Origin of the sequence: Sorangium sp. So ce590, assembly GCF_051521365.1 — a bacterium.
Lineage (GTDB): Bacteria > Myxococcota_A > Polyangia > Polyangiales > Polyangiaceae > Sorangium.
Window position 1 is genome coordinate 9517640 of sequence record NZ_CP150346.1, and the last position, 22677, is coordinate 9540316.

The 22677-nt window shown below is 70.8% G+C and carries 17 protein-coding genes; 12 read left to right on the forward strand and 5 right to left on the reverse strand.

What is annotated here, in order from left to right:
* Nucleotides 1-38: 38 nt before the first annotated feature.
* Entirely contained in the window at nt 39-776 is a 738-nt protein-coding gene (locus tag WMF28_RS36000; RefSeq protein WP_437598058.1) for a metallophosphoesterase family protein, read from the forward strand.
* A 171-nt stretch (nt 777-947) separates the two neighbouring features.
* Here the strand turns inward: WMF28_RS36000 and WMF28_RS36005 are convergent, their stop codons facing one another.
* Together WMF28_RS36005 and rpoZ are read right to left on the reverse strand one after the other, a co-directional pair.
* Nucleotides 948-1817 (reverse strand): class I SAM-dependent methyltransferase, encoded by an 870-nt coding sequence (locus WMF28_RS36005; RefSeq protein WP_437598059.1) that lies wholly within the window; start codon nt 1815-1817, stop codon nt 948-950.
* Nucleotides 1818-1938: 121 nt separating this feature from the next.
* Complete coding sequence (rpoZ, locus tag WMF28_RS36010; protein ID WP_437598060.1) at nt 1939-2184, reverse strand: DNA-directed RNA polymerase subunit omega; 246 nt, start codon at nt 2182-2184, stop codon at nt 1939-1941.
* 147 nt (nt 2185-2331) lie between these two features.
* On the opposite strand from rpoZ, the gene pyrH reads away from it, so the two are divergent.
* The 3 genes from pyrH to WMF28_RS36025 all read left to right on the forward strand — a co-directional run bounded on the left by pyrH (nt 2332) and on the right by WMF28_RS36025 (nt 5516).
* The gene (gene pyrH / locus WMF28_RS36015) at nt 2332-3093 is read left to right on the forward strand and encodes a UMP kinase (protein WP_437598061.1); all 762 of its coding nucleotides are present in this window, start codon (nt 2332-2334) and stop codon (nt 3091-3093) included.
* A gap of 145 nt (nt 3094-3238) precedes the next feature.
* Nucleotides 3239-4294, forward strand: a complete 1056-nt coding sequence (locus WMF28_RS36020; RefSeq protein ID WP_437598062.1) for a peptidylprolyl isomerase — start codon at nt 3239-3241, stop codon at nt 4292-4294.
* Nucleotides 4281-5516, forward strand: a complete 1236-nt coding sequence (locus WMF28_RS36025; protein ID WP_437598063.1) for a KamA family radical SAM protein — start codon at nt 4281-4283, stop codon at nt 5514-5516. The genes WMF28_RS36020 and WMF28_RS36025 overlap by 14 nt, the downstream gene beginning before the upstream one ends.
* A 9-nt stretch (nt 5517-5525) precedes the next feature.
* Here the strand turns inward: WMF28_RS36025 and WMF28_RS36030 are convergent, their stop codons facing one another.
* Complete coding sequence (locus tag WMF28_RS36030; protein WP_437598064.1) at nt 5526-8225, reverse strand: protein kinase domain-containing protein; 2700 nt, start codon at nt 8223-8225, stop codon at nt 5526-5528.
* Nucleotides 8226-8895: 670 nt separating this feature from the next.
* On the opposite strand from WMF28_RS36030, the gene WMF28_RS36035 reads away from it, so the two are divergent.
* From WMF28_RS36035 to nusB, 8 genes are all read left to right on the forward strand, one after another.
* Nucleotides 8896-10461: an acyl-CoA carboxylase subunit beta gene (locus WMF28_RS36035; RefSeq protein WP_437598065.1), complete on the forward strand. Its 1566-nt coding sequence runs from the start codon at nt 8896-8898 to the stop codon at nt 10459-10461.
* A gap of 320 nt (nt 10462-10781) precedes the next feature.
* Nucleotides 10782-11330: a hypothetical protein gene (locus WMF28_RS36040; RefSeq protein ID WP_437598066.1), complete on the forward strand. Its 549-nt coding sequence runs from the start codon at nt 10782-10784 to the stop codon at nt 11328-11330.
* 851 nt (nt 11331-12181) lie between these two features.
* The gene (locus WMF28_RS36045) at nt 12182-14848 is read left to right on the forward strand and encodes an Rne/Rng family ribonuclease (protein WP_437598067.1); all 2667 of its coding nucleotides are present in this window, start codon (nt 12182-12184) and stop codon (nt 14846-14848) included.
* Between the two features lie 6 nt (nt 14849-14854).
* The gene (locus WMF28_RS36050) at nt 14855-15217 is read left to right on the forward strand and encodes a PilZ domain-containing protein (RefSeq protein ID WP_437598068.1); all 363 of its coding nucleotides are present in this window, start codon (nt 14855-14857) and stop codon (nt 15215-15217) included.
* A gap of 17 nt (nt 15218-15234) precedes the next feature.
* Nucleotides 15235-15978, forward strand: coding sequence for a riboflavin synthase (locus tag WMF28_RS36055; protein ID WP_437598069.1), 744 nt, complete (start codon nt 15235-15237; stop codon nt 15976-15978).
* 55 nt (nt 15979-16033) lie between these two features.
* Nucleotides 16034-17203: a 3,4-dihydroxy-2-butanone-4-phosphate synthase gene (gene ribB / locus WMF28_RS36060; protein WP_437604342.1), complete on the forward strand. Its 1170-nt coding sequence runs from the start codon at nt 16034-16036 to the stop codon at nt 17201-17203.
* 103 nt (nt 17204-17306) lie between these two features.
* Nucleotides 17307-17816, forward strand: a complete 510-nt coding sequence (ribH, locus tag WMF28_RS36065; protein ID WP_437598070.1) for a 6,7-dimethyl-8-ribityllumazine synthase — start codon at nt 17307-17309, stop codon at nt 17814-17816.
* A 16-nt stretch (nt 17817-17832) separates the two neighbouring features.
* On the forward strand, nt 17833-18255 hold the full coding sequence (nusB, locus tag WMF28_RS36070; protein ID WP_437575709.1) for a transcription antitermination factor NusB: 423 nt from the start codon (nt 17833-17835) through the stop codon (nt 18253-18255).
* 19 nt (nt 18256-18274) lie between these two features.
* Here nusB and WMF28_RS36075 read toward each other — a convergent pair whose 3' ends face one another.
* Nucleotides 18275-20737, reverse strand: coding sequence for an endonuclease MutS2 (locus tag WMF28_RS36075; RefSeq protein ID WP_437598071.1), 2463 nt, complete (start codon nt 20735-20737; stop codon nt 18275-18277).
* Entirely contained in the window at nt 20737-22671 is a 1935-nt protein-coding gene (locus WMF28_RS36080; protein WP_437598072.1) for a sigma 54-interacting transcriptional regulator, read from the reverse strand. The genes WMF28_RS36075 and WMF28_RS36080 overlap by 1 nt, the downstream gene beginning before the upstream one ends.
* Between the last annotated feature and the right edge of the window lie 6 nt (nt 22672-22677).

A 22677-nucleotide genomic window follows, 5' to 3' on the forward strand; every position in this document is an offset into this window, starting at 1 on the left:
GTCGAGGCCTTCGTGCTAAGCTCCGCCCTCGCGTCGAAATGAGACTCGGGATTTTCAGCGATACGCACGCCAACTACGAGGCGCTCAGCGCTGTGCTCGAGTCCTATCGCCACGAACGCATCGACGTCTATTACTGCCTCGGGGATACGGTCGGCTACGGCGGCTCGCCGAACGAGTGTGCCGACCTCGTCCGGAAGGTGGCCAAGAAGACGATCCTCGGCAACCACGATGCGGCCGTCGCAGGTCGGATGGACTACTCGTACTACTACGAGGCTGCCCGGCAGGCGCTCGACACGCACGCGGCGATGCTCTCCTCCGAGAACGCAGCCTGGCTGCGGAGCCTGACGTATCAGGAAAAGTTGACGGACATCAACGTCGACCTCTGCCACGGCTCGCCCGTCCGGCTCGAGGAGTTCGAGTACATCTTCGCCCCTGAGCAGGCGCGCGAGTGCCTGCCGATGTGGAACGAGCTCGGTCACATCACGCTGATCGGCCATTCACACCTCTGCAAGGTGTTCGCGCTCACGCCGAACACCGTCGAGGAGCTCCCGGCGGTGGATTTTCAGCTCGAGCAGGGGCGCAAATACATCGTGAGCGTCGGGTCGGTGGGACAGCCGCGGGACTACGACAACCGCGCGAGCTACACGATCTACGACAGCGACACGAAGCGCTTCGAGTTCAAGCGCGTCGAGTACGACATCGAGACGGCGGCGGAGAAGGTGCTGCGCGCCAAGCTCGAGCGCAACTTCGCCCACCGGCTCTACATCGGCGTCTGAGGCGACCGGCGCACGGCGCTCGATACGGCAGGCGCGCGCGCGTTCAGTCGCCCGGCGCGTGATGATGCACCGGGCGACCCGGTGCCACCGCGGGGCGGCACCGCGCGGGGCGGCCCTGCTGTCACGGGTCTTCCTCTGGCGACGCACGCATTTCGCGGCCGCGCCCGGCGTTCAGGAGCGGCCGGCTCGAACGGAGCGACGAGGCCGGCAGTGATAGAGCAGCATGCTCGTCTGGTTGTCAGGCGGCGCTGCGGAAAAATCGCTGCGGAGCTCCGTGAGCTCGAAGCCGTTGTAGTGGAGCAAGGCCTCGAGCTCCTGCGGATAGAACTGACGATGGGCGAGCGGCGTCATCCATCGCTCGCCGCCGTTCACGGCCGTGAACTCCATCGAAACGAACAGGATCTGCCGGACCTTGTCGTAGTCGAACCGTTCGGTGTACCGGACGACCTCGCCTGGACCGTCCTTTGCGGGATACCGGAAGCGCGGCGTGGCATAGGCGCGATCCGGATCGCGCGCGAGCTCGGCCGGCTCGGGCATGGACACGTCGAAGACGAGCTCGCCCTTGGGCGTCAGATGTTCGCGCGCTCGCGCAAGGAAACGCTCCACGTCGGCTCGCGTATACAGATGCAAGAACGCGTTGAAGGGGCAGAGCACGAGCGGAAAGCGGCGCCCTAACCGCAACGCCCGCATGTCGCCCCGCCGCAGACTCACGCGGGAGGAGACGCCGCGCGGCTCCCGCCCGAGCTGCGCGCGCAGATCGCCGAGCATCGGCGCCGACAGATCCACACCCGTGATCCGGACCCCCGCCCTCGCGACAGGCAGCGCGATCCGCCCGTTGCCGCAGCCGTACTCGAGCACCGGCCCGCCGGACGCCACGGCGAGATCGACGTAGTAGCGGACGTCGTCCTGTCGGCGAGCGTACGTCTTCGAGTAATACGCCGGATCCTCGTAGTGGGCCGACGTCCCCGCCTCGAGCTCCGGATCGCGACGCTGGCCGGAGCTCGAAGACCGCCTCGCGCGCGTCGTGGTCTCAGCTTTCATGCGAAGCAACAGATCAAGCGCAGCGCTGGCACAACGACGGGAGCGCGCTGGAGGAACAGGGCCCCGACGGAAGCGTGCATCACCAGAGCACGCTCGCCCGGTGCGCCATCAGCGCTGGCCCTCAGCGTTGCTGGCCGTTGGCGTTCATCTGCTGGAGCCACTCGGACACGACCTCGTGGGAGCTCCGGTGGAAGTGCACCTTGCCCGCCGCGATCTCTCGAAGGCTGGTCACGGCAGGCTTGTTCTTCGTCTTCACGAGGGCGTCCGAGCCCTTCATGATCTGCCGCGTCCGGTTGGCCGCAAGCACGACGAGGGCGAAACGGTTTTCCTCGCGTTCGAGGCAATCTTCCACAGTTACACGCGCCATAGGGGGGCCGAGAGTAGCGCCCTGCCCGGTCAAGCGCAAGGTACATGCCGCTCGGTGGCTCTATCCCGCGGCGCGCTGCCACGTCGCCGATCGATGGTGCACGTTGCTCGTTGCCCTCGACGCAGGTCCCGACTACGAGGTGCGACCGTGGCCGCTGAGCAGGATTCTCTCCTTCCCCCTCCCCCTCGCCCGGCCCCCGGGCTGAAATACCGCCGCATCGTGCTCAAGCTGAGCGGTGAGGCGCTCTGCGGCGAAGAAGGCGGATTCGGCATACGCCCCGAGACGCTCCATCACGTGGCCAGCGAGATCGCCGAGCTCCAGCGGATGGGGGTGCAGATCGGGGTCGTCGTGGGCGGCGGCAACATCTTCCGAGGGCTGAAGGGCGCGAGCGCGGGCATGGACCGCTCCCAGAGCGACTACATGGGCATGCTCGCCACCGTCATCAACGCGCTCGCCCTGCAGGACGCGCTCGAGAAGACGGGCGTGCCGACGCGCGTGATGACCGCGATCGAGATCCGGCAGGTCGCCGAGCCATACATCCGCCGCAGGGCGATGCGTCACCTGGAGAAGGGCAGCATCGTCATCTTCGCCGCGGGCACGGGCAACCCGTTCTTCTCAACCGACACTGCGGCAGCGCTGCGGGCCATGGAGATCCAGGCGCAGGCGCTGTTCAAGGCGACCAAGGTCGAGGGCATCTACGACCGCGATCCCGTGCGCCACGAAGGCGCGCAGATGTTCGCGCACCTGAGCTACGACCGCTTCCTCGCGGACAGGATCGGGGTCATGGACTCGACGGCGGTCACGCTCTGCCGCGAGAACAAGATGCCCATCCGGGTGTTCAAGCTCATGACCCGCGGCAACATCCTCCGGGTGTGCAGGGGCGAGGAGATCGGCACGGTCGTCGACTGAGCGCGCGCGCCCGAGCGCCCCGCACCGCCCCGCGCGGGCGACGAGCCGAGGCACCCGCCAGCGCGCCGACGTGAACCCGGCCGGCGCCCCCGCGAGCCACGAGGAAACCGTGCTAGACCCCGAGCCAGCAATGATCCGAGCTCCGGTGCGCCGATCCCTGCTCGCTATCTCGCTCGCCGCGCTCGTCGCGAGCTGCGATGAGCCCGCTCTCCAGGCCCCGTCGGACGCGGGGGAGCCGGTCCTCGGGCTCACCGCGGAGCAGTCGACGCGCGTGCTCGCGAAGGTCGGCGAGCGGGTGATCACCCTGGGCGACTTCGGCAGGACGCTGGAGCGGATGGATCAGTTCGATCGGCTCCGCTACCAGACGAAGGAGCGACGCCGCGAGCTGCTCAGCGAGATCATCGACGCGGAGCTGCTCGCGCTGGAAGCCAGGCGCCGCGGCCTCGAGAAGGACGCCGCGGTCGAGGACGCGATCCGGCAGATCCTCCGCGAGGCGATGATCGCCCAGGCGAGGAAGGGCCTGCCGGCGCCGGCCGACATCCCGGCCTCCGAGGTGCGCGCGTACTACGAAGCGAACGCCGACAAGTTCAGCGAGCCCGAGCGAAGGCGCGCCGCCGCCATCGTGGTCGGCGACAAGGCGCTCGGGGAGAAGGTCCTCAAGGAGGCGCAGAAGGCCGGGAGCGGCAGCGCATGGGGGGAGCTCGTGCTCACGCACTCGCTCACCGCGCCGAAGGACAGGAGCGCGGCGCCGCCGCTTGACCTCGCGGGCGAGCTTGGCATCGTCAGCCCACCCGGCGATCCGCGCGGCGCCCACCCGCAGGTCCCGGAGCCGGTCCGCGCGGCCGTCTTCCGGATCGGCAGCGTGGGGGCGGTGAGCGACGAGCTCGTCGAGGCCGACGGCCGGTTCTACATCGTCCGCCTGAGCGGGCTCACGGGCGGGCACCGGCGCGAGCTCGCGGCGGCCGAACGCTCGATCCGCGTCGCGCTCCTTCAGCAGAAGATGCAGGAGCAGGAGCGCGCCATCGAGGACGAGCTGCGGAAGAAGTTCCCCGTCGAGATCAACGACGCGGCGCTCTCCTCGGTGAAGCTGCCACAGCAGCTCACGCTGCCCGGGAGCACGCCGCAGCCCGATCCCGCGAAGCCCAGCGCGCCGCAGCCGGCCGGCGGTGCCGCGCCCCCATCGAGCGATGCCGGCAGGTAGCGCGCTCGTCGCCGCCACGCAGCTCGCCCGGCGACCCAGCGAGGACGGCGCGAACGCCCGCGCTGTGGTGCTGCCGGAGCCCCCCGTGGCGCCCGCCGCGGGCGACCAGCAGGGAGCGCGTCCGGCCCGCGCGAAGGCGCGGACGAGCGACTGGACATGGCAGCTGCGCCATGCGCTCTCGAGCGCCGACGATCTCCACCGGACGCTGTCGCTCACGCCGGAGGAGCTCGCGGGCGCGAGGCGCGCCGAGAAGGCCGGGCTGCCCATCCGCGTCACCCCGTACTACCTGAGCCTCTGCGACAAGAGCGATCCGGCGTGCCCGATCCGCCGGCAGTGCGTGCCGCTCGCCGACGAGGCCGCCGAGGTGCCCGGGGACCTGGTCGACCCCCTCGGCGAGGTCGCGCACGAGGTCGCGCCCCACCTCGTGCAACGGTACCCGGATCGCGCGCTGCTCCTCGCGACCGATCGCTGCGCCGTGTACTGCCGCTTCTGCACCCGCTCGCGCATGGTCGGTGACGGCGGCGGCGCCGTCGCGCTCGAGCGCCTCGCGCCGGCCATGGCCTACCTCGAGGCGCACCCGGAGGTGCGCGACGTGATCGTGAGCGGCGGCGATCCCCTGGCCGTCTCGACGGACCGCGTCGTCCGGCTGCTCGCCCGGCTGCGACAGATCCCGAGCGTCGAGACGATCCGCATCGCCACGCGCGTGCCGGTCACGCTCCCGCAGCGTGTCACCGCAGAGCTCGTGCGCGCGCTCAGGCCGCACCATCCGCTCTGGGTGATGACGCACTTCAACCACCCGAAGGAGCTCACGCCCGCCGCCGAGCGCGCCTGCAAACGGCTCGTCGACAACGGCTTCCCCGTCATGAACCAGACCGTGCTGCTGCGCGGCATCAACGACGACGCGACGACGCTGGCCGCGCTCTTCCGGGGTCTCGTGCGCTGGCGCGTGCGCCCCTATTACCTGCTCCAGATGGACCCCGTGCGCGGCACCGCGCACCTGCGCACGCCGCTCGCCACCGGCATCTCCCTCATGGAGCAGCTCCAGGGTCGGCTCACCGGCATCGCGCTGCCGAAGTTGATCGTCGATACGCCCGGAGGGATGGGCAAGGTGCCCGTCGGCCCGGACTACGTCGTCGACCGCCGGCCCGGGCGCACCGTGCTCCGCACGCACCGCGGCGTCGAGGTCGAGTACGTCGACCCCCCGCTGCAGCCCGGCGGCTGAGCCGCCCGCTCAGCGGCCCGGGCCGCGCGAGAGCGGCTTCGCGATCCGGAACGACAGGTTCAGGGCCCGCGTGATCCCGAAGAAGCGGGTGCGCGACGCGCTCCTGCACTGCTGCGAGTCCGTGGCCCAGCTCCCGGAGCGGGCGATGCGCCACGGCGGCGCGTCCCCGCCGGCGTCGGCGGCCGACTCGATCTCGCGCGACGTCTCCGCCCAGGACCTCTCGCCGTTCACGTCGGCGACCCACTCGCGCACGCCGCCCGCCATGTCGCGCACGCCGCAGGGCGACGTGTCGATGGGGAAGGTCCCGACCGGCTCCAGCTGCGACAAGAAAGGTCGCGACGAGCGCATCAAACAGAACGTCGGATCGAAATGATCCCCCCACGGGTAGAACCGGCCGTCGGTCCCGCGCGCCGCCTTCTCCCACTCCAGCTCGGTCGGGAGCCGGACCTCGATCCCGTCGCGCTCGCTCCGGAAACGGCAGTAGGCCACGGCGTCGAACCAGTCGATGAGGATGACGGGCAGGTTCCAGAGGTGCCCCTCCTCCGCCGGGAACCGCTTCTGCGCGTCGCCTTCGACCACGGTGGGCAACGGCTCCCAGCCGCCGCCGCTGGCCGGCCGCGCCACGTAGCCCTCGGAGCCGCGCGTCCCGTGCGGCGCGCGCTTGAGCGCGAGGTCGAGATCGCGCGTCTCGAGCTCGTTCAAGAACTCGCAGTACTCGCGGAAGGTGACGGGAAACTTCGCGATCGCGACGTCGGGTACGTGGAGCTCGGCGCGACGGAGCGGATCGTAGGCCTGCGCGTCGCCGCCGGCGATGAAGGTCCCCCCGGGGATGTAGACGAAGCCCTCGCCGATCTCGGCGTCGGTGTAGAGGTTCACCTCGACGCGGTGGTGGGTGCCCCGCTTGAGCAGCAGCGGGTAACGCACGTCGCGATGACCGGCGCGCTTCAGGATGAAGAGGTAGCTGCCCGGCTTGAGGTGCACCTCGCGGAGCGGCGTGCGGCCGAGGGTGCGCTCGTCTCCCGCCATCAGGATGCGATCCTTCTCGACGTAACGGTACGCCACGACGCTGGCGCCAGGCGGCGACGAGTCGACCGAGAGGACCGCGTCGGCGGTGAGCAGCGCGGTGTATCGCCCCACGTCGAACTCCGCCACGAGCGCCTCGTGGTAGATGCGCGCCGCGTGCTGGTGCTCCTGGTCCGCCCGCACCGCGCGCGACCAGTACAGGTCCGCGAGCCCGGCGCGCGCCTCGACCAGATCCGGATCGTACGCCAGCGCCTTCGTGTAGAGGTCGATCGCCTCCGCCGCCGCGCGCGCCTGCTCACGCTCGACCCCGGCCGCGCTGTCCTCGAGGTGCCACCCGGCCCGCTTGCGCTCGATCGGCTCGTACTCCTTCACGTCCTTGAGCAGCCGCCGCGCCTCCTCGACGAGCCGCTCGCGCTCGCTGTAGAGCCGCCGGTCGCGCTCGAGCGGGGCCTTGGCGAGCTCGCAGAGCTTGATCGCCTCCTCGCGGCGGCGCATCCGCTCCTTGGCGCCCTCGAGGAACGCCTCGGCCTCCGCCGCGACGCGGTCGGCGGTCGGCGGTCGCTGATCGGGATCCTTCGCGAGCATCGCCAGGCAGAGGTCCTCGAGCAGCAGCGGGCAGCTCGGCGAGATCGAGCGCGGTGGTCTGGGGTCGCGCGTCTGCGTCGCGAGGATCACGGCGAGCACGGTCTGCGCGTCGAACGGGTGCTCGCCGGTCAGGATCTCGTAGAGCACCACGCCGAGCGCGAAGATGTCCGCGCGGTGATCGATCCGCTTGTGGTCCCCCCGGATCTGCTCCGGCGCGATGTACCCGGGCGTGCCCGAGAGCGCGCTCGCGACCGCCTCGTGCCGCTTCCGGCCGAAGTCCTGCCCGCCCGGGTCGATGGCGATCGGCTCGCTCACCTCCGTCCTCGAGAGCAGCTTCGCGTTGCCCCAGTCGCCCAGGTACACCTCGCCGTAGTCGCCGAGCAGCACGTTCTCCGGCTTGATGTCGCGGTGGGCGACGCCTCGCCGGTGCGCGTAGGCCAGCGCCCGCGAGATCTGCACGAACGCGCCGATGAGCCGGACGAGCGGCCACTGCCTGCGGAGCTCGGGGTTCGTCAGCACGTTCTGCAGGCTCTGCCGCTTGACGACCCGCATGGAGTAGTAGGGCTGGCCGTTCGGCAGCGTGCCCAGGTCGTAGACCGGGATGATGTTCGGGTGCTCGAGCTGGGCCGTGATGCGCGCCTCGGTCCGGAAGCGGTTGCCGACCGCGGAGTCCGCCTCGGCCCCGGGCTTCAGCGTCTTCAGCGCCACCACGCGCCCGATCTCCCGGTCGCGCGCCTTCACCACCTTCCCGGCGCCCCCCGCCCCGAGCGCCTCGCCGACCTCGTAGCGGCTGCCGCCGGTGTTCACGGCGCGCGTGGCGGAGGTCGCGAGCGTCGGGAAATCGGCCACGACCTCCTCTCCCGGCAGGTCGATCTCCCGCTGCGTGTCGAAGCGCAGCGCGTCCGGATCCTCGATCTGCGGCGCGAGGGCGCGCGCGACGGGCGGGCTGCGCCCCTCCTGCGCGAGCAGCTCCGGCAGCGCCGCCAGCTGCTCCGGGGTGAGGATCCCCTCGAAGAGCTCCTGGGGCGTCGAGGCGCCGCCGAGGGTCCATCGGCAGGCCATGTCCCAAAGGGCGTTGGGCTCGATGAGCCCTCGCGCCACGGCGGCGACTGCCAGGGCACGAGCCTCGCGAGTCTGAGCGAGCTTCACTCGAGCGACCTCTCGTCCGAAACGATCTCACCCTGCGACGCGAGGCGGAAGGCCACGCTGGAACCGCTGAGCGCAAGGCGACGCAAGCTACGAGGGCGTAGCGCTCCCGCAACGGAGCCAGGGGTGCCGGTGCCGCGGTTCCGTGCGCATCCGACGAGGCGCCGCACGTCAGCTGCCGTGGCAGGCGACCGCGCTGCTGCCGCACCGGCCCGAGCTGCCCCGTTGGAAGTCGCGACGCGGCAGGGCCATGGCGGCGATGGCAGCCCCTGCGCCCCGGTCCCCAGAGACTCTACGTGTCGGAAATTCCTGCATTTCCCAGCGACAAATGAGCGCTGCCCAGGTTACGTGGTGTCCCCTCGCCTGTGCAAGAAAGTAGGGGGCGGTCCTCCAGTGCCCGGTCATTTTTCGTCGCATGTACCCGCGCGTCTCACCTTTCGTGCGTCCGACTCGTTTCCGCCTACCTCGTCAGGTGTCGTCGTTGTCGTGTACCAGCGGGTGGGTCCGTCGCCCCGTCGCGCCGGCACAGGGTTTCGCCGTCGCGCCGACCTGCCGCGCCGGCCCCTCCGTCGGGCACGACGGGGTTTTCGATCCCCGTGGGGGTCCATGGTAGGTACGGCGCGGCATGGCTGATCCGACGGCCCTGATGCCTCCGGCGCTCGCTCGCCTCGACGAGATGAACCGCCGCGCGCTCGACGGGGGCGGGAAAGATCGCATCGCCAGGCAGCACGAGGCCGGCAAGCTCTCCGCGCGGGAACGCATCGACCTGCTCCTCGATCCGGGCTCGTTCGTCGAGATCGACCGGTTCGTGGTCCACCGGTGCGCCGACTTCGGCATGGACCAGCAGAAGGTCCTCGGCGACGGCGTCGTGACCGGCTGGGGCCTCATCGACGGCCGCAAGGTCGTGGTGTTCGCGCAGGACTTCACCGTGATCGACGGCTCCCTCTCCGGCGCGTACGCCTCGAAGATCTGCAAGGTGATGGACCTCGCGATGAGGGTGGGCGCCCCCGTCGTCGGGCTGAACGACTCGGGCGGCGCGCGGATCCAGGAGGGGGTGGAGTCGCTCGCCGGTTACGCCGACATCTTCCTCCGCAACACGCTCGCGAGTGGGGTCGTCCCCCAGGTCAGCGCGATCCTCGGGCCGTGCGCGGGCGGCGCCGTCTACTCGCCCGCCATCACCGACGTCATCCTGATGACCGAGCGGACGAGCTACATGTTCGTCAACGGCCCCGAGGTCATCAAGACGGTGACCCAAGAGGACGTCACCAAGGAAGACCTGGGCGGCGCCGCTACTCACGCCGCCAGGAGCGGCATATGCCACCTCACCGCCCCCGACGACCGGGCGGTGCTCGCGCAGGTCCGCGAGCTGCTCTCGTTCCTGCCCTCCAACAACACCGAGGCTCCGCCGCGCCGCGGCGCGGTCGATCCGGTCGATCGTGAGGTGCTGGAGCTCGACACGATGCTCCCCATCGAGCCGTCCGGGCCGTACGACGTCAAGCGGCTCGTCCGCGCCGTGGTCGACGACGGTTGCTTCCTCGAGATCCACGCGCGCTACGCGCAGAACATCGTGGTCGGGTTCGCCCGGATCGGCGGCGCGCCCATCGGGGTAATCGCGAACCAGCCCCAGGTGCTCGCCGGCTGCCTGGACATCAAGGCCAGCATCAAGGCGGCGCGCTTCGTCCGGTTGTGCGACTGCTTCAATGTCCCGCTCGTCACGCTCGTGGACGTCCCGGGCTTCCTCCCGGGGCTCGACCAGGAATATGGCGGGATCATCGCTCACGGAGCGAAGCTGCTCTATGCGTTCGCCGAGGCGACGGTGCCCAAGATCACGGTGATCACCCGCAAGGCTTACGGCGGCGCCTACGACGTCATGGCGTCCAAGCACATCCGGGCCGATTACAACCTCGCCTTCCCGACGGCCGAGATCGCGCTCATGGGCCCGGAAGGCGCGGTGAGCATCGTCTACGGCAAGGAGATCCAGCAGGCGACGGACCCGGACGTCGCCCGCGCACGCTTCGTCCAGGACTACAAGACGAAATTCGCCAGCCCGTACAGGGCGGCCGAGCTCGGCTTCATAGACGAGGTGATCTACCCCCGCATGCTCCGCATTCGACTGGCCCAAGCCCTCGACCTCCTGCGCGGCAAGCGCGACAAGAATCCATCGAAGAAGCACGGAAACATCCCGCTTTAGTAGAATTTTCGAACAGCTCGGGCCCCACGAGAGCCCCGCTCAGCGACAGTTCAGCCCCCAAAACCGCATAGAACGCCTGGGAAGGAGGGAGCCGGATCGAGCGACGCCGTTGCGCGGCCGATCCCAAGCGTGTAAAAACAACTTGCGTGGCTGTTTTTCTTTGCTCTCCACGCGCGATGCTTCTCTCTGACCAACGATCTGCACAAGCGCACCCGGGGGCCGGCTGCATGAAGACGGGTGGTTTGGCGGGCATACCGAGCGTTGGGGCGTCGCCGAGTATACGAATGAGGGGTCGGTTGGGTTCTGTGGAGGTATTGAGCATGAAATCTTGGGTATTCGCTGCGTTTTTGATTTCCGGTTGCGCCCTCGTGGCGTGCGGTGACGACAGCACCGCCTCGCCGACCAGCGGCAGCGGCAGCGGCAGCGGAGGCTCCGGCGCCAGCAGCGGCTCCGGCGGCAACGGCGGCAACGGCGGCAATGGCGGTAACGGCGGCGAAGGCGGCAACGGCGGTTCGGGCGGCGAAGCAGGCGCGAGCACCACGAGCTCTTCCTCGACGGGGATCCCGACCTGTGATGACATGACGGACACTTGCGGCCGCAACAACAATTCGGGCTGCTACCTGTGCGCCGCCGATGGGGCATGCAAGGAGTTCATTGACGCCTGCCTGGATGACAAGACGGGCTGTCTTGCCCTGGCGCAATGCATCGATCGCTGCGACAACAAGGAAGATCCGGCCGCGTGCGTCGAAGAGTGCCGCACGGCGAACGAGGCCGTGGTGGAGGCCTACGATGCCATCACCAAGTGCACTGTCTGTGAGCAGTGCGCTCAAAACTGCGATGCATCCGAAGAGCCGCTGTGCGCGATGTGAGGCGCTGACGAACAGCAGGTCATTCTCCGAAGGGGGCGTCCGATGGCCGCCCCCTTCGGCCCTTTGTACGCTCCCCGGCACGACCGCCATCGCCCGGGCTCCGCTGTAACTGCGCATTCACGAAGCACGCGCGCTCGGCGAGCGGCTCGCCAGCGCTGGCCGAGATCAGGCGCAGGAGGGCGGGCACCGGCGGCTGCTCGGGGCAGGACACGGCGGCAGCGTGCCAGCGGGGCCGCTGGGAGGGGTGCGGCCGGACGCCGAGCGAGCGCCGGCTGCTCGCCGCTGGGAGAACGCCGTCCCGGGTTGGCCTGCCCCGTCCCGGATTGGCCTGGCCCCGTCCCGGGTTGGGGCACCGTCCCGGGTTGAGGCCCCGTCCCGGGTTGGGCACCGTCCCGGGTTGGGCACCGTCCCGGGTTGGGCACCGTCCCGGGTTGGCCTGGCCCCGTCCCGGGTTGGGGCACCGTCCCGGGTTGGCCTGGCCCCGTCCCGGGTTGGGGCACCGTCCCGGGTTGGCCTGGCCCCGTCCCGGGTTGAGGCCCCGTCCCGGCTTGGGCCCCCTCCCGGGTTGGACGCTTGCTCCCCGGTGGCGGGCGCCGGCACGCGGTCCAGCGCCCCCCGGCCAGGGTGGGTCCAGTGCCAGACGCCGCCGTCGCTCGGGGCCGGCAGCAGGCGCCGCCGTTCCTCGGGACGGAGCGGCGAATACGCGAGGTAGCTCACGTACTGGCGACCGGCCTGCCTCGGCGATCTCCGTCCCCACGCCCTCAATCGCGCAGCGCGCTCCGGGTTGCGCCTTCATGGCCCGGGCAACCCGTGGTAACGCTTGGCGGCGCCGCCGATGTGCGGCATCCGACATGGGAAAGAACCTTCTCGTCATCAATGTGGACATCCGCGAGACACGCGTCGCGCTGATCGAAAATGGGATCATCGCCGAGCTGCATCTCGAGCGGGAGAGCTCCAAGGGGACGCTCGGAAACATCTACCTCGGCAAGGTCAGCCGCGTTTTGCCCGGAATGCAGGCCGCGTTCATCGACGTGGGGCTCGAGCGAGCCGCCTTCCTGCACGTCGAGGACCTCATCCGGCCCGACGATTTCGAGGCATACCTGGCTGGTCACCGCCGTCCCGCCGAGGAGGAGCGCGCCTCCTCCCGCGGCCGCGCCGCGCGCGCCAGCGAGGCGCCCGGGCATGCAGAAACAGAAAGCGAGGCGCACGAGCTAACCGGCGCAGAGACCGCGCCCGAGGGCACCGACGCGGCAGCCGAACACCACGAGCCCCAGGAGGGGGCGGATTTCGGGGCCGAAGAAGGGTTCGAGGCCGAAGGCCCGCTCGCGGCGGACAGCCCGCTCGACGAGGCGAGCGACGTGCCGATCGAGCTGCCCACGGCGCTCGACGTGCTCGGAAGCCCTTCCGGACAGGCGTTCACCGGCGTGGGCTCGATGGTGACCCTCGACGAGGCCGACGACGAGCCGGAGATCGACGGCGGACACGTGGACGACGACGACGACGAAGAGCTGGTCGCGCCAGGCGGCAGCAGCGACGTCGACGAGGGCGGCCCGGAGGACTCGGGCCCCGACGAAGCGGAGGCGGAGGACGACGACGAGCTCGACACGCCCGCCTACGACGTCGAGCCCGCCTCCCCTCCGCCGGAGGATGCCGCCGACGTGTGGAGCGCAGACGCTGAGCGCCCGGAGGCGCGCAGCGACGCCGCGGACAGCGGGGAGACAGAACCGGTAGCAGCGAGGGCATCGGACGAGCCCATCGCGCATGCCGCCGGCGAGTGGCCGGCCAGGCAGGAGGCGAACGCGTCGCCGGCCGCCGAGGGCGCCGTCGCGGCAACCGCGCCGGGTGATGAGGTGCCGCCGGCAGCGCGTGCGCGCAACGGGCGCACACGCGGACGGCGGGAGGCGCGCGTGCGCCGGTCAGGACGGACGCGCGACCGGCGCGCCAACCTGGAGGGCGCCAGCGGCTCGCCCGAGGGAGTGGTCGCCACGGAAGCGCGCGAGGCGCCGCGCGAGGGGCGCGAGGCGCCGCGCGAGGGGCGCGAGGCGCCGCGCGAAGGGCGTGAGGGGCGCCAAGGGCGCGAGGCGCCGCGCGAGGGGCGCGAGGCGCCGCGCGAAGGGCGCGAGCCGCCGCGTGAAGGACGTGACCGGGGCGGGAAAGGGCAGCAGGGCGGACGCGAAGGGCGCGGGCGCGAGCAGCGGACGCGAGAGCGCGGACGCGAGCCGCCGCGGGACGGCAAGGGCAAGGGCGCCGCGCGCGGCCAGCAGAACGGGCGCAACTGGCAGAACGAGCCGCCGCGCATCTCGAAATCGACCCCGATCCGCGAGGTCGTCCGCGAGGGGCAGGAGGTCATCGTCCAGATCTCGAAGGAGCCCATCGGGACGAAGGGCGCCCGGGTCACGAGCCACATCTCGCTCCCCGGCCGCTATGTCGTGTACCTGCCGACGGTCGATCACATCGGGATCTCCAAGCGGATCGGCTCGGAGAAGGAGCGCTCCCGGCTGCGCGACGCCATCGAGGCGATGAAGCCGCCGCAGGGCGGGCTCATCGTGCGCACGCTCGCCGAAGGCCTCACGAAGAAGCAGCTCAAGGCCGACGTGGGCTACCTCGTGCGCCTCTGGGGCGAGGTGGCGAAGAAGCGCGAGAGCGACGTGAGGGCGCCGGCGGTGCTCTACACCGAGCTCGACCTCGTGCTGAAGACCGCACGCGACCTCTTCACCGACGACATCGAGAAGATCGTGATCGACGACCGCGATGAGTACATCCGCCTGCGGCGCTTCGTCGAGATGTTCATGCCCGAGCGCGCCGACGCGGTGGAGCTCTACGAGGGCACCGAGCCGATCTTCGACGCGTACGGGATCGAGGACGAGATCCAGCGCGCGCTGTCGCGGAAGGTCCCGCTCCCGTCGGGGGGGCACCTGATCATCGATCAGGCCGAGGCGCTCACCGCGATCGACGTGAACACGGGGCGGTTCGTCGGCAAGGGGTCGAAGGATCTCGAGGAGACGATCCTGACCACGAACATGGAGGCGGTCGAGGAGATCGCCTATCAGCTCCGGTTCCGCAACATCGGCGGGCTGATCATCCTCGACCTCATCGACATGGAGCGCACCCAGAACCGGGAGAAGGTGCGGCGCCGCCTCGAGGAGCTGCTCTCCAAGGACAAGGCGAAGACCACGCTGAACCGGATCTCCGATCTGGGTCTCATCGAGATGACCCGGAAGCGGACGCGCGAGAGCCTCGGGCGGACGATCCTCGAGCCGTGCTTCTACTGCGACGGGACGGGCCAGCTGCAATCCAAGCAGACCGTCGCCTACGAGATCCTGAGGCAGATACGGCGCGAACGGATGAACCTGCCCGGCTACTCGGTCGTGGTCAACGCGCATCCGGCCGTGATCGACCTCCTGAAGAACGACGAGCGCATCGCCGTGCAAGAGGCGGAGCGGCTGTTCCAGCGCCGGATCGATCTCGTACCCCGGAAGGAGTACCACCTCGAGCAGTTCGATCTGCAAGGTAAGTAAGGCGCCATGGTGGACGATCAGGGTTCTCCGGAGAGCATCGACGCGAAGACGGGACGCAGGGAAGAGCGCGTCACCATCAACAAGGAGTTCGAGTCCTATGACGCGTTCATCAACGAGTACGTGACGAACATCTCGCGCACCGGCGTGTTCGTCCGATCGAAGACGCCGCTCGCCGTCGGGACGCAGGTGAACCTCCGGTTCACCGTGATCATGGACGACATCGAGACGATCGAGGGCGTCGGCGAGGTCGTGCGCGTGCACGACGATCCGCAGGGGATGGGCGTCGTCTTCACCGAGCTGTCGAGCTACTCGCAGGGGCTCATCGACAAGCTCCTGACCAGCCAGGGACACCGCACCTCGAAGGAATAGGCAGAGGGGCGTCGACGATGTTCACCGGGCTTGTCGAGACGATCGGGATCCTCCGCCGCCGGAGCGGCGGCGCCGTGGCCCGCGCGCTCGTCGAGACGAGCCTCGGGCCGCTGACGCTCGGCGAGTCCGTGAGCGTGAACGGCGCCTGCCTCACCGTCGATCGCATCGCGCCCGGCGGGTTCGAGTGCGATATGTCCTCCGAGACCCTCGGCCGCACGACGCTCGGCGCGCTGCAGATCGGCGCGCGGGTCCACCTCGAGCGGGCGACGCCGCTCGGCGCGCGCATGGGCGGGCACGTGGTGCTCGGCCACGTCGATGGGCTCGGCCGCGTCGTCGAGCAGTCGCGGGCCGGCGACGCGGTCCGCCTGAGGGTGAGCGCCCCGGACGAGCTCGCTCGTTTCCTCGCTCCCAAGGGCTCGATCGCCATCGACGGCGCGAGCCTCACGCTCAACGACGTGTCCACGCCAGGCTCCGCGGAGACCTGGTTCGACGTGATGCTGGTGCCGCACACCATCGGCCGGACTCTCCTCGGTGAGCTCCGCCCCGGCGCAGCCGTCAACCTTGAAGTTGACGTGCTCGCGCGCTACGTGGCGCGGACGCTCCAGGTCGCGTCGCTCGCCGGCCTGCAGAGCCTCTCGAGCAAGGATGCGCGCGATAGCAAGGCCTCTGCCGAGCGCGGCGAAGAGCGTGGAAATACGGGAGAGCATGCGGATCACGACGAACGACTCCTCGCAAAGCTGCGCGCGGGGGGATTCTGGTGAGGCGCTGTCCGCCTCGAGCGGCAAGCTCGGCCAGGACATGACGTCCGGCGGCCCGATGCCTCACCGGCTGACCATCGACAAGGCGGTCCTCGACCGCGTGAACACCGCGCTGGATCACATCCGCGCGGGCAAGATGGTCATCCTGGTCGACGACGAGGATCGCGAGAACGAGGGGGACCTCTGCATGGCGGCGGAGGCGGTGACCCCCGAGGCCATCAACTTCATGGCGATGCACGGGCGCGGCCTCATCTGCCTCGCCCTCGACGAGGAGCAGGTCGCGCGCCTCGAGCTGCCGATGATGTCGGCGCCGGGGCGGAGCGGGCCGCCGCTCGGCACCGCCTTCACCGTGAGCATCGAGGCGCGCTCCGGGGTGACGACGGGGATCAGCGCCGCCGATCGGGCGCACACGATCCGGGCCGCGATCGCGCGCGACGCCAAGCCGGAGGATCTCGTCACGCCGGGGCACGTCTTCCCGCTGAAGGCGCGCCGCGGGGGTGTGCTCGTGCGGACGGGGCAGACCGAGGGGTCCGTGGACCTCGCGCGGCTCGCCGAGCTGCGGCCGGCGGGCGTGATCTGCGAGATCATGAACGACGACGGCAGCATGGCCCGCATGCGGGACCTCGAGGTCTTCGCCGCGAGGCACGGCCTGCTGATCCTGACGGTGGCGGACCTCATCCAGTACCGGCTCCAGACCGAACGGCTGGTCCGCCGCGTGAGCGACCGGACGCTCCGGCTCGACCTCACGGGCACGGAGTGGACCGCGTACGTCTACGAGGTCATCAACGAGCAGCGGCAGTTCCTCGCGCTGACCAAGGGCGTGGTCGCGACGACGGAGCCCATCCTCTGCCGCGTGCACTCCGGCTCGACCATCGCGGATCTCTTCAGCTCGACGCCCTTCGACGGCGGCTCGAACCTGCGCGAGGCGCTCCTCGCGATCGAGGGCGCCGGCGTCGGGGTGGTCGTCTACATCCCGTCGCGAGGGGACCTGAGCCGCGAGCTGGAGCCGCTGAAGGGCCCGGGTCCCGACGAGAGCGCCCCCGTGGTGAGGACGCAGCAGCCGTCGACGCTGCGGGAGTTCGGCCTCGGCGCGCAGGTCCTGGCGGACCTCGGGGTGCACCAGATCCGGCTCCTCACGAACAGCCAGCCGAAGATCGTCGGGATCACCGGCTTCGGGCTCACCGTGACCGAGCGGGTGCCGCTCGTCTCGATGAAGGGCGACGCCTGACGCGCGCTGACGCGCTCGGGTCGCGCAGGTAGAAGGGGCGCTCGGATCAGGATCGCGAGCGCAGCGACCGCGCACCCCGCGCGGCAGGAGAGAGGAACGGCGGATGGCAGAGCAAGCGGTCGGGCAGGCACAGGCGAGGGTGATCGAAGGGAACCTGGTGGTCCCGCCGGGGGCGCGCTTCGCCGTCGTGGCGAGCCGCTTCAACCACTTCATCGTCGACCGCCTGGTCGAGGGCGCGCTCGACGCCATCGCGCGGCACGGCGGCTCCCTCGAGCGGACCTCCATCGTGCGCGTCCCGGGCGCGTGGGAGATGCCCACCATCGTGGGGAGGCTCGCGCACAAGAAGAGCGTCGACGCGATCGTCACCCTGGGCGCCGTGATCCGGGGCTCGACCCCGCATTTCGACTACGTGGCGGCCGAGGTCACGAAGGGGATCGCGACCGTCTCGCTCCAGACCGGGGTGCCGGTCACGTTCGGGGTCCTCACGACCGACTCGATCGAACAAGCGATCGAGCGGGCGGGCACAAAGCATGGCAATAAGGGGTGGGAGGCCGCCGTCAGCGCGATCGAGATGCTCGCGCTCGGCGCCGCGCTGGACGCAGCTGGCCTCTAGACGAAGGTTCTGAGAGATGGGTGCGCGTTCTACCGGCCGCGAGGCGGCCTTGCAGATGTTGTTTGCGTTGGAGGCCGGCGGAAACCCGGCGCCCCGCGTCGTCGCGACCTTCTGGCGCGAGACGCCCGGGGACCCGGAGGGGCGCGCCTACGCGGACGAGGTGGCGATCGGCGTCGCCAAGGACCTCGCGGCCGTGGACGAGGCGATCCGCAAGGCGAGCACGAACTGGCGCCTCGAGCGGATGGCGCGGGTCGATCGGAACGTGCTCCGGCTCGGCGCGTGGGAGCTCATGAACCACCCGGAGGTGCCGCGCGCGGTCATCCTCGACGAGGCGGTCGAGCTCGCCAAGCGCTACGGCAGCGAGGAGAGCGGCGCCTTCGTGAACGGCGTGCTCGACCGGGTCGCCGAGAACCTCGGCCGCGTCGACCGGGACCGCTGAGCGCCGCGGCGCGCGCGGCTCACCACTTCAGCCACGCGACCGTCACGCCGTCGCCGCCCTCGCCGGGGCCGCCCGGGCGGAGGCGCGCCACGTAGGGGCTCCCGCGCAGCGCCTCGCGGACGGCGTCGCGCAGGGCGCCCGTGCCGTGCCCGTGGACGAAGAACGTGACCCGGCGGCCCGCGCCGAGCGAGCGGTCGAGGAACTGCTCGGCCATCGCGACCGCCTCGTGCGCGCGCAGGCCGCGGAGATCCACGGTGTTGTCGGCCGTCTGGATCGGGACGTCGGGGTCCGCCGCCGCGTCCAGGTCGACGCGGCGCTGCTGCGGCGCCGCGGCCGCCGGCGGCGCCGCAGCAGCGCCGCGCAGCTCGGCGATCGAGGTCGTGAGCTTGAGCGCGCCGGCGGCGACCCGCAGCTGGCCGCCCGAGAGGACCTCGACCACCTCGGCCTCGGCCCGCAGGCGAGGCACGTAGACGCGGGTGCCGACGCGGACGGCCGCCGGATCGATCGCCGGCCGCGCCGGCGGCTCGTCCCTCGGGCGGAGCTCGAGCTCGCCGCCGATCGACGTCTTCTGTCCGACCGCATCCATGGCGCGCGCGGCCGCCCGCACGTCGTCCTCGGTGGGCTTGCCGCGCAGCCGCGACTGCGCCGCCTTGAGGTCCTCGCGCGCGCGCCGCAGGCTGGCGAGCAGCGCCTCGCCCTCGCGCGTGATCACGCCGCGCTCCTTCTCCCTGAGCCGCTCGATCTCCCCCTCCAGCTCCCGCCGCTTCGCGCGGGAGGCGCCCGCTTCCCGCTCGGCGTCCTCGCGCGCGAGCTCGAGCGCGCGGCGCTCGGCGGCGAGCTTCTCGACCATCTGCTCGAAGGTGACCGCCTCCTTCGTGAGGAAGCGCTCGGCCCGCTCGAGCACGGTGCCCGGGATCCCGAACTGCCGCGCGACGGCGAGCGCGCTCGAGGCGCCGGGCACGCCGACGACGAGCCGGAAGGTCGGGCTCATGGTGGCGAGATCGAAGCCGACCGAGGCGTTCTCGAAGCGCTGATCGCCCAGCGCGAGCGCCTTGAGGCCCTCGTAGTGCGTGGTGCAGGCGACGGTGCCGCCGCGCGCGCAGAGCGAGTCGAGCACGGCCGCGGCGAGCGCCTCGCCCTCGCGCGGATCGGTGCCGCCGGCGAGCTCGTCGAGCAGGACGAGGGCGCCGGGGCGCGTCTCGCCGAGGATCCGCCCGAGGTTCTTCACGTGGGCGCTGAAGGTCGACAGGTTCTTGTGGAGGTTCTGGTCGTCGCCGACGTCGGTCAGCACGACGTCGAAGAGCGCGACGCGGGAGCCGTCCCTCGCCGCGACCGGCAGGCCCGCGCGGACCATCAGCGCCGCGAGCCCGAGCGTCTTCAGGGCCACGGTCTTGCCGCCGGCGTTCGGCCCGGAGACGATCATCGCGCGACCCGTGCTCATCGAGAGATCGCTCGGGACCACCTTCACGCCGTCGAGCGCGAGGAGCGGATGGCGGCCACCGTTGAGGGCGATCGAGCTCGGCCGCGCCGCGGCCTCGGAGGCGCCGCGATCCACGGCGAACGCGCCCTCGGGGACCTCCGGGAAGGTGAGGTCGAGGTCGCGCGCGAGCCGCGCGGCGGCGGACCTCACGTCGGCGTGGGCCAGCGCGCGGGCGGCGGCCGCGACGCTCTCGATGTCCTCGGTCACGCGAGCGGTGAGCGCCGCGTAGATCGCCTGCTCCTCGCGCGCGACCTCGGCGTCGACCATCTTCATCCGGTTGCCCGTCTCGACGAGCACCCGGGGCTCGACGAACACGGTGGCGCCGCTCGCGCTGGTCGCGTGGACGATGCCAGGGAAGCGCTCGTGCGCGTCGGACCGCACCGGGAGCACGTAGCGCCCGTCGCGCTCGGTCCAGTAGCGGTCCTGGAGGATGTCCTCGTGCTTCTGGATGAGGTCCTCGAGGCGGCGAACGAGCCGATCGCGCACCGCGCGCCGCTCCGCGCGCAGCGCCTCCAGGCGGGGCGAGGCGCGATCCGAGAGCGTGCCGTCCGGATCGAAGGCCGCCGCGAGATCGCGCGCGACGGCGTCGAGCTCGGGGTTGGTCGCGCACGCCGCATAGAGCGCGGGCGCGATCTGACGCCGGCTCTGCAGGTACTGCCGCGCGGTGCGCGCGGCGTCGAGCAGGCCGAGCACGGCGCGGAGCTCCTCGTTCGCGAGCGACGCGCCGATGCGCGCGCGATCGAGCGCGTCCTCGAGCTCCGCGACGTCGCGCGCCGGGACCGGCTCCCCGGCCCGGGCGAGCTCGACCGCCTCGCGCACCTCCGCGAGCGTGGTGAGCGCCTCGGCGCGCGTCGACGCGAACGGCAGCGCCCGGGCGAGCCGCTTGCCGGCGCGCGACGCGCAGCGCTCGGCGAGCGCCTCGAGGATGCGGTCCCACTCCAGGTCGGCGCGGGTCTTGATCGGACAGGGATCTGCGAAGGGCCCCTCGGGGTTGTATTCCATCACGCTTCGGTCGGATCGCGGGCCACGCCGCCGGCCCCGCTCGGCATCGGGTTCTGCTCCTTCTCGAGGTAGCGGAAGATGGTGCGCGGGTCGACGCCGAGGTCGCGCGCCGTCTGCGTGCGGTTGCCGTTGTTCCGCTCGAGCGCCTCCAGCACGTACCGCCGCTGGAACTCCTCCTTGGCCTTCTCCAGCGGCATGACGGACGCCTCGGCGCCGGGGCCGAGATCGAGGTCCTCCACGGCGAGGAGCGCCTGATCGCAGAGGACCAGCGCCTTCTTGATGCGGTTCTCGAGCTGCCGGATGTTGCCCGGCCAGGAGTACTTCTTGATCGCGGCGAGCGCGGCGGGGCTGAAGCCGCGCACGGCGCTGCCGAGCTCGTCCGCGTACTTCGAGAGCAGGACCTTGGCGATGATCAGCACGTCGTCGCCGCGCTCACGGAGCGGCGGGAGCCACAGGTTCACGACGTTGAGCCGGTAGTAGAGATCCTCCCGGAAGTTGCCGGTGCGGATCTCCTCCTCGAGGTTCCGGTTTGTGGCGGCGACGATGCGGATGTCGACCTTCTCGGGCTTCGAGTCGCCGACGCGGAAGACGACCCGCTCCTGGAGGGCGCGGAGGAGCTTCACCTGGAGGTTCAGCGGGAGCTCGCCGATCTCGTCGAGGAACAGCGTGCCCTTGTCGGCGACCTGGAACTTGCCCGGGCGGCTGGCGATGGCGCCGGTGAAGGCGCCCCTCACGTGGCCGAAGAGCTCGCTCTCGATGAGGTTCTCGGGGATCGCGCCGCAGTTGATGGTGACGAAGGGGCCGCCCTCGCGCGGGCTGCGCCGGTGCAGCTCCTTCGCGATGAGCTCCTTCCCGGTCCCCGTCTCCCCCGTGATGAGCACGCTGATGTCGGTCGCCGCGACCTTCTGCAGCTTGCGGAACACCTCGAGCATCGACGGGCAGGCGCCGATGATCTCGCCGAACTTCTTGTCGTGCAGCTCGGCGACGAGCTTGGCCTTGTCGGCCCTGAGGGCGTTCAGGAGCATCGCGTTCTGGAGGATGAGCGAGGCCTGGGACGCGAAGATGCTGAGCAGATCGAGCTGGGCGCGATCGAAGAGGTGCTTGATCTTGTCGTTGCCGACGTAGAGCGCGCCGATGATCTGGCCCTGCGACAGGAGCGGCGCGCACATCACGCTGGAGAGCTTCATCGCGATGACGCTGTCGCTCCGGCCAAACTGGGTGTCGGCGAGCGCGTCGGAGACGATCACGGGGCGGCCCGAGGAGATGACCTGCCGCACGATGCTGTCCGAGATCCCCCCGGCCGCGTCGGTGATGGCCTCCTTGCGGATGTTGCGCGACGCGCGCACCGCGAGCTTGCGGTCGCCGCCCGCGGACGTCGCGGCCGGAGCGCCGCCGCGGACCGCCGAGTCGGCCGCCGCCTCCGCGCCCTCGAGGAGCAACAGGAAGCCCTTGTCGGCGTGGCTCAGCTCGATGACGTCGTCGAGCATCGCCTCGAGGAGCTCGTCGACGCTGCGCCGGTTGATGAGCTTCTCGCTGAACGCGAACAGCTTGCGGACGCCCGCGAGCTCCGACGAGCCCTGCGGCGCCGCGGGCCGCTCCGCCTCGCCGTCGCACGCCGGGAGCCGCTCCTGGACGGTGGGCGCCTCGGCGAACATCGAGAACCCGACCTCCACCGCGCCGAGCTGGAGCCGGTCGCCGTGCACCAGCCGGGCGCGCCGCTTCTTCTTGCCGTTGATCGCGATCTCGCCGTCGCGCTCGCACTCCTCGACCACGAAATCACGCCCGTCGAACACGATCTGCGCGTGATGATCCAGCACCCCCGCCCCCGCGACCGCGACGTCGTTTCCGAGCGCCTTGCCGAGCGTCGTGACCGGCTTGTGGACGCTGTACAGGCGTGGCGCGCCCTCGGAGGCGAAATACTTCAGGGTCGGCATCGAGAG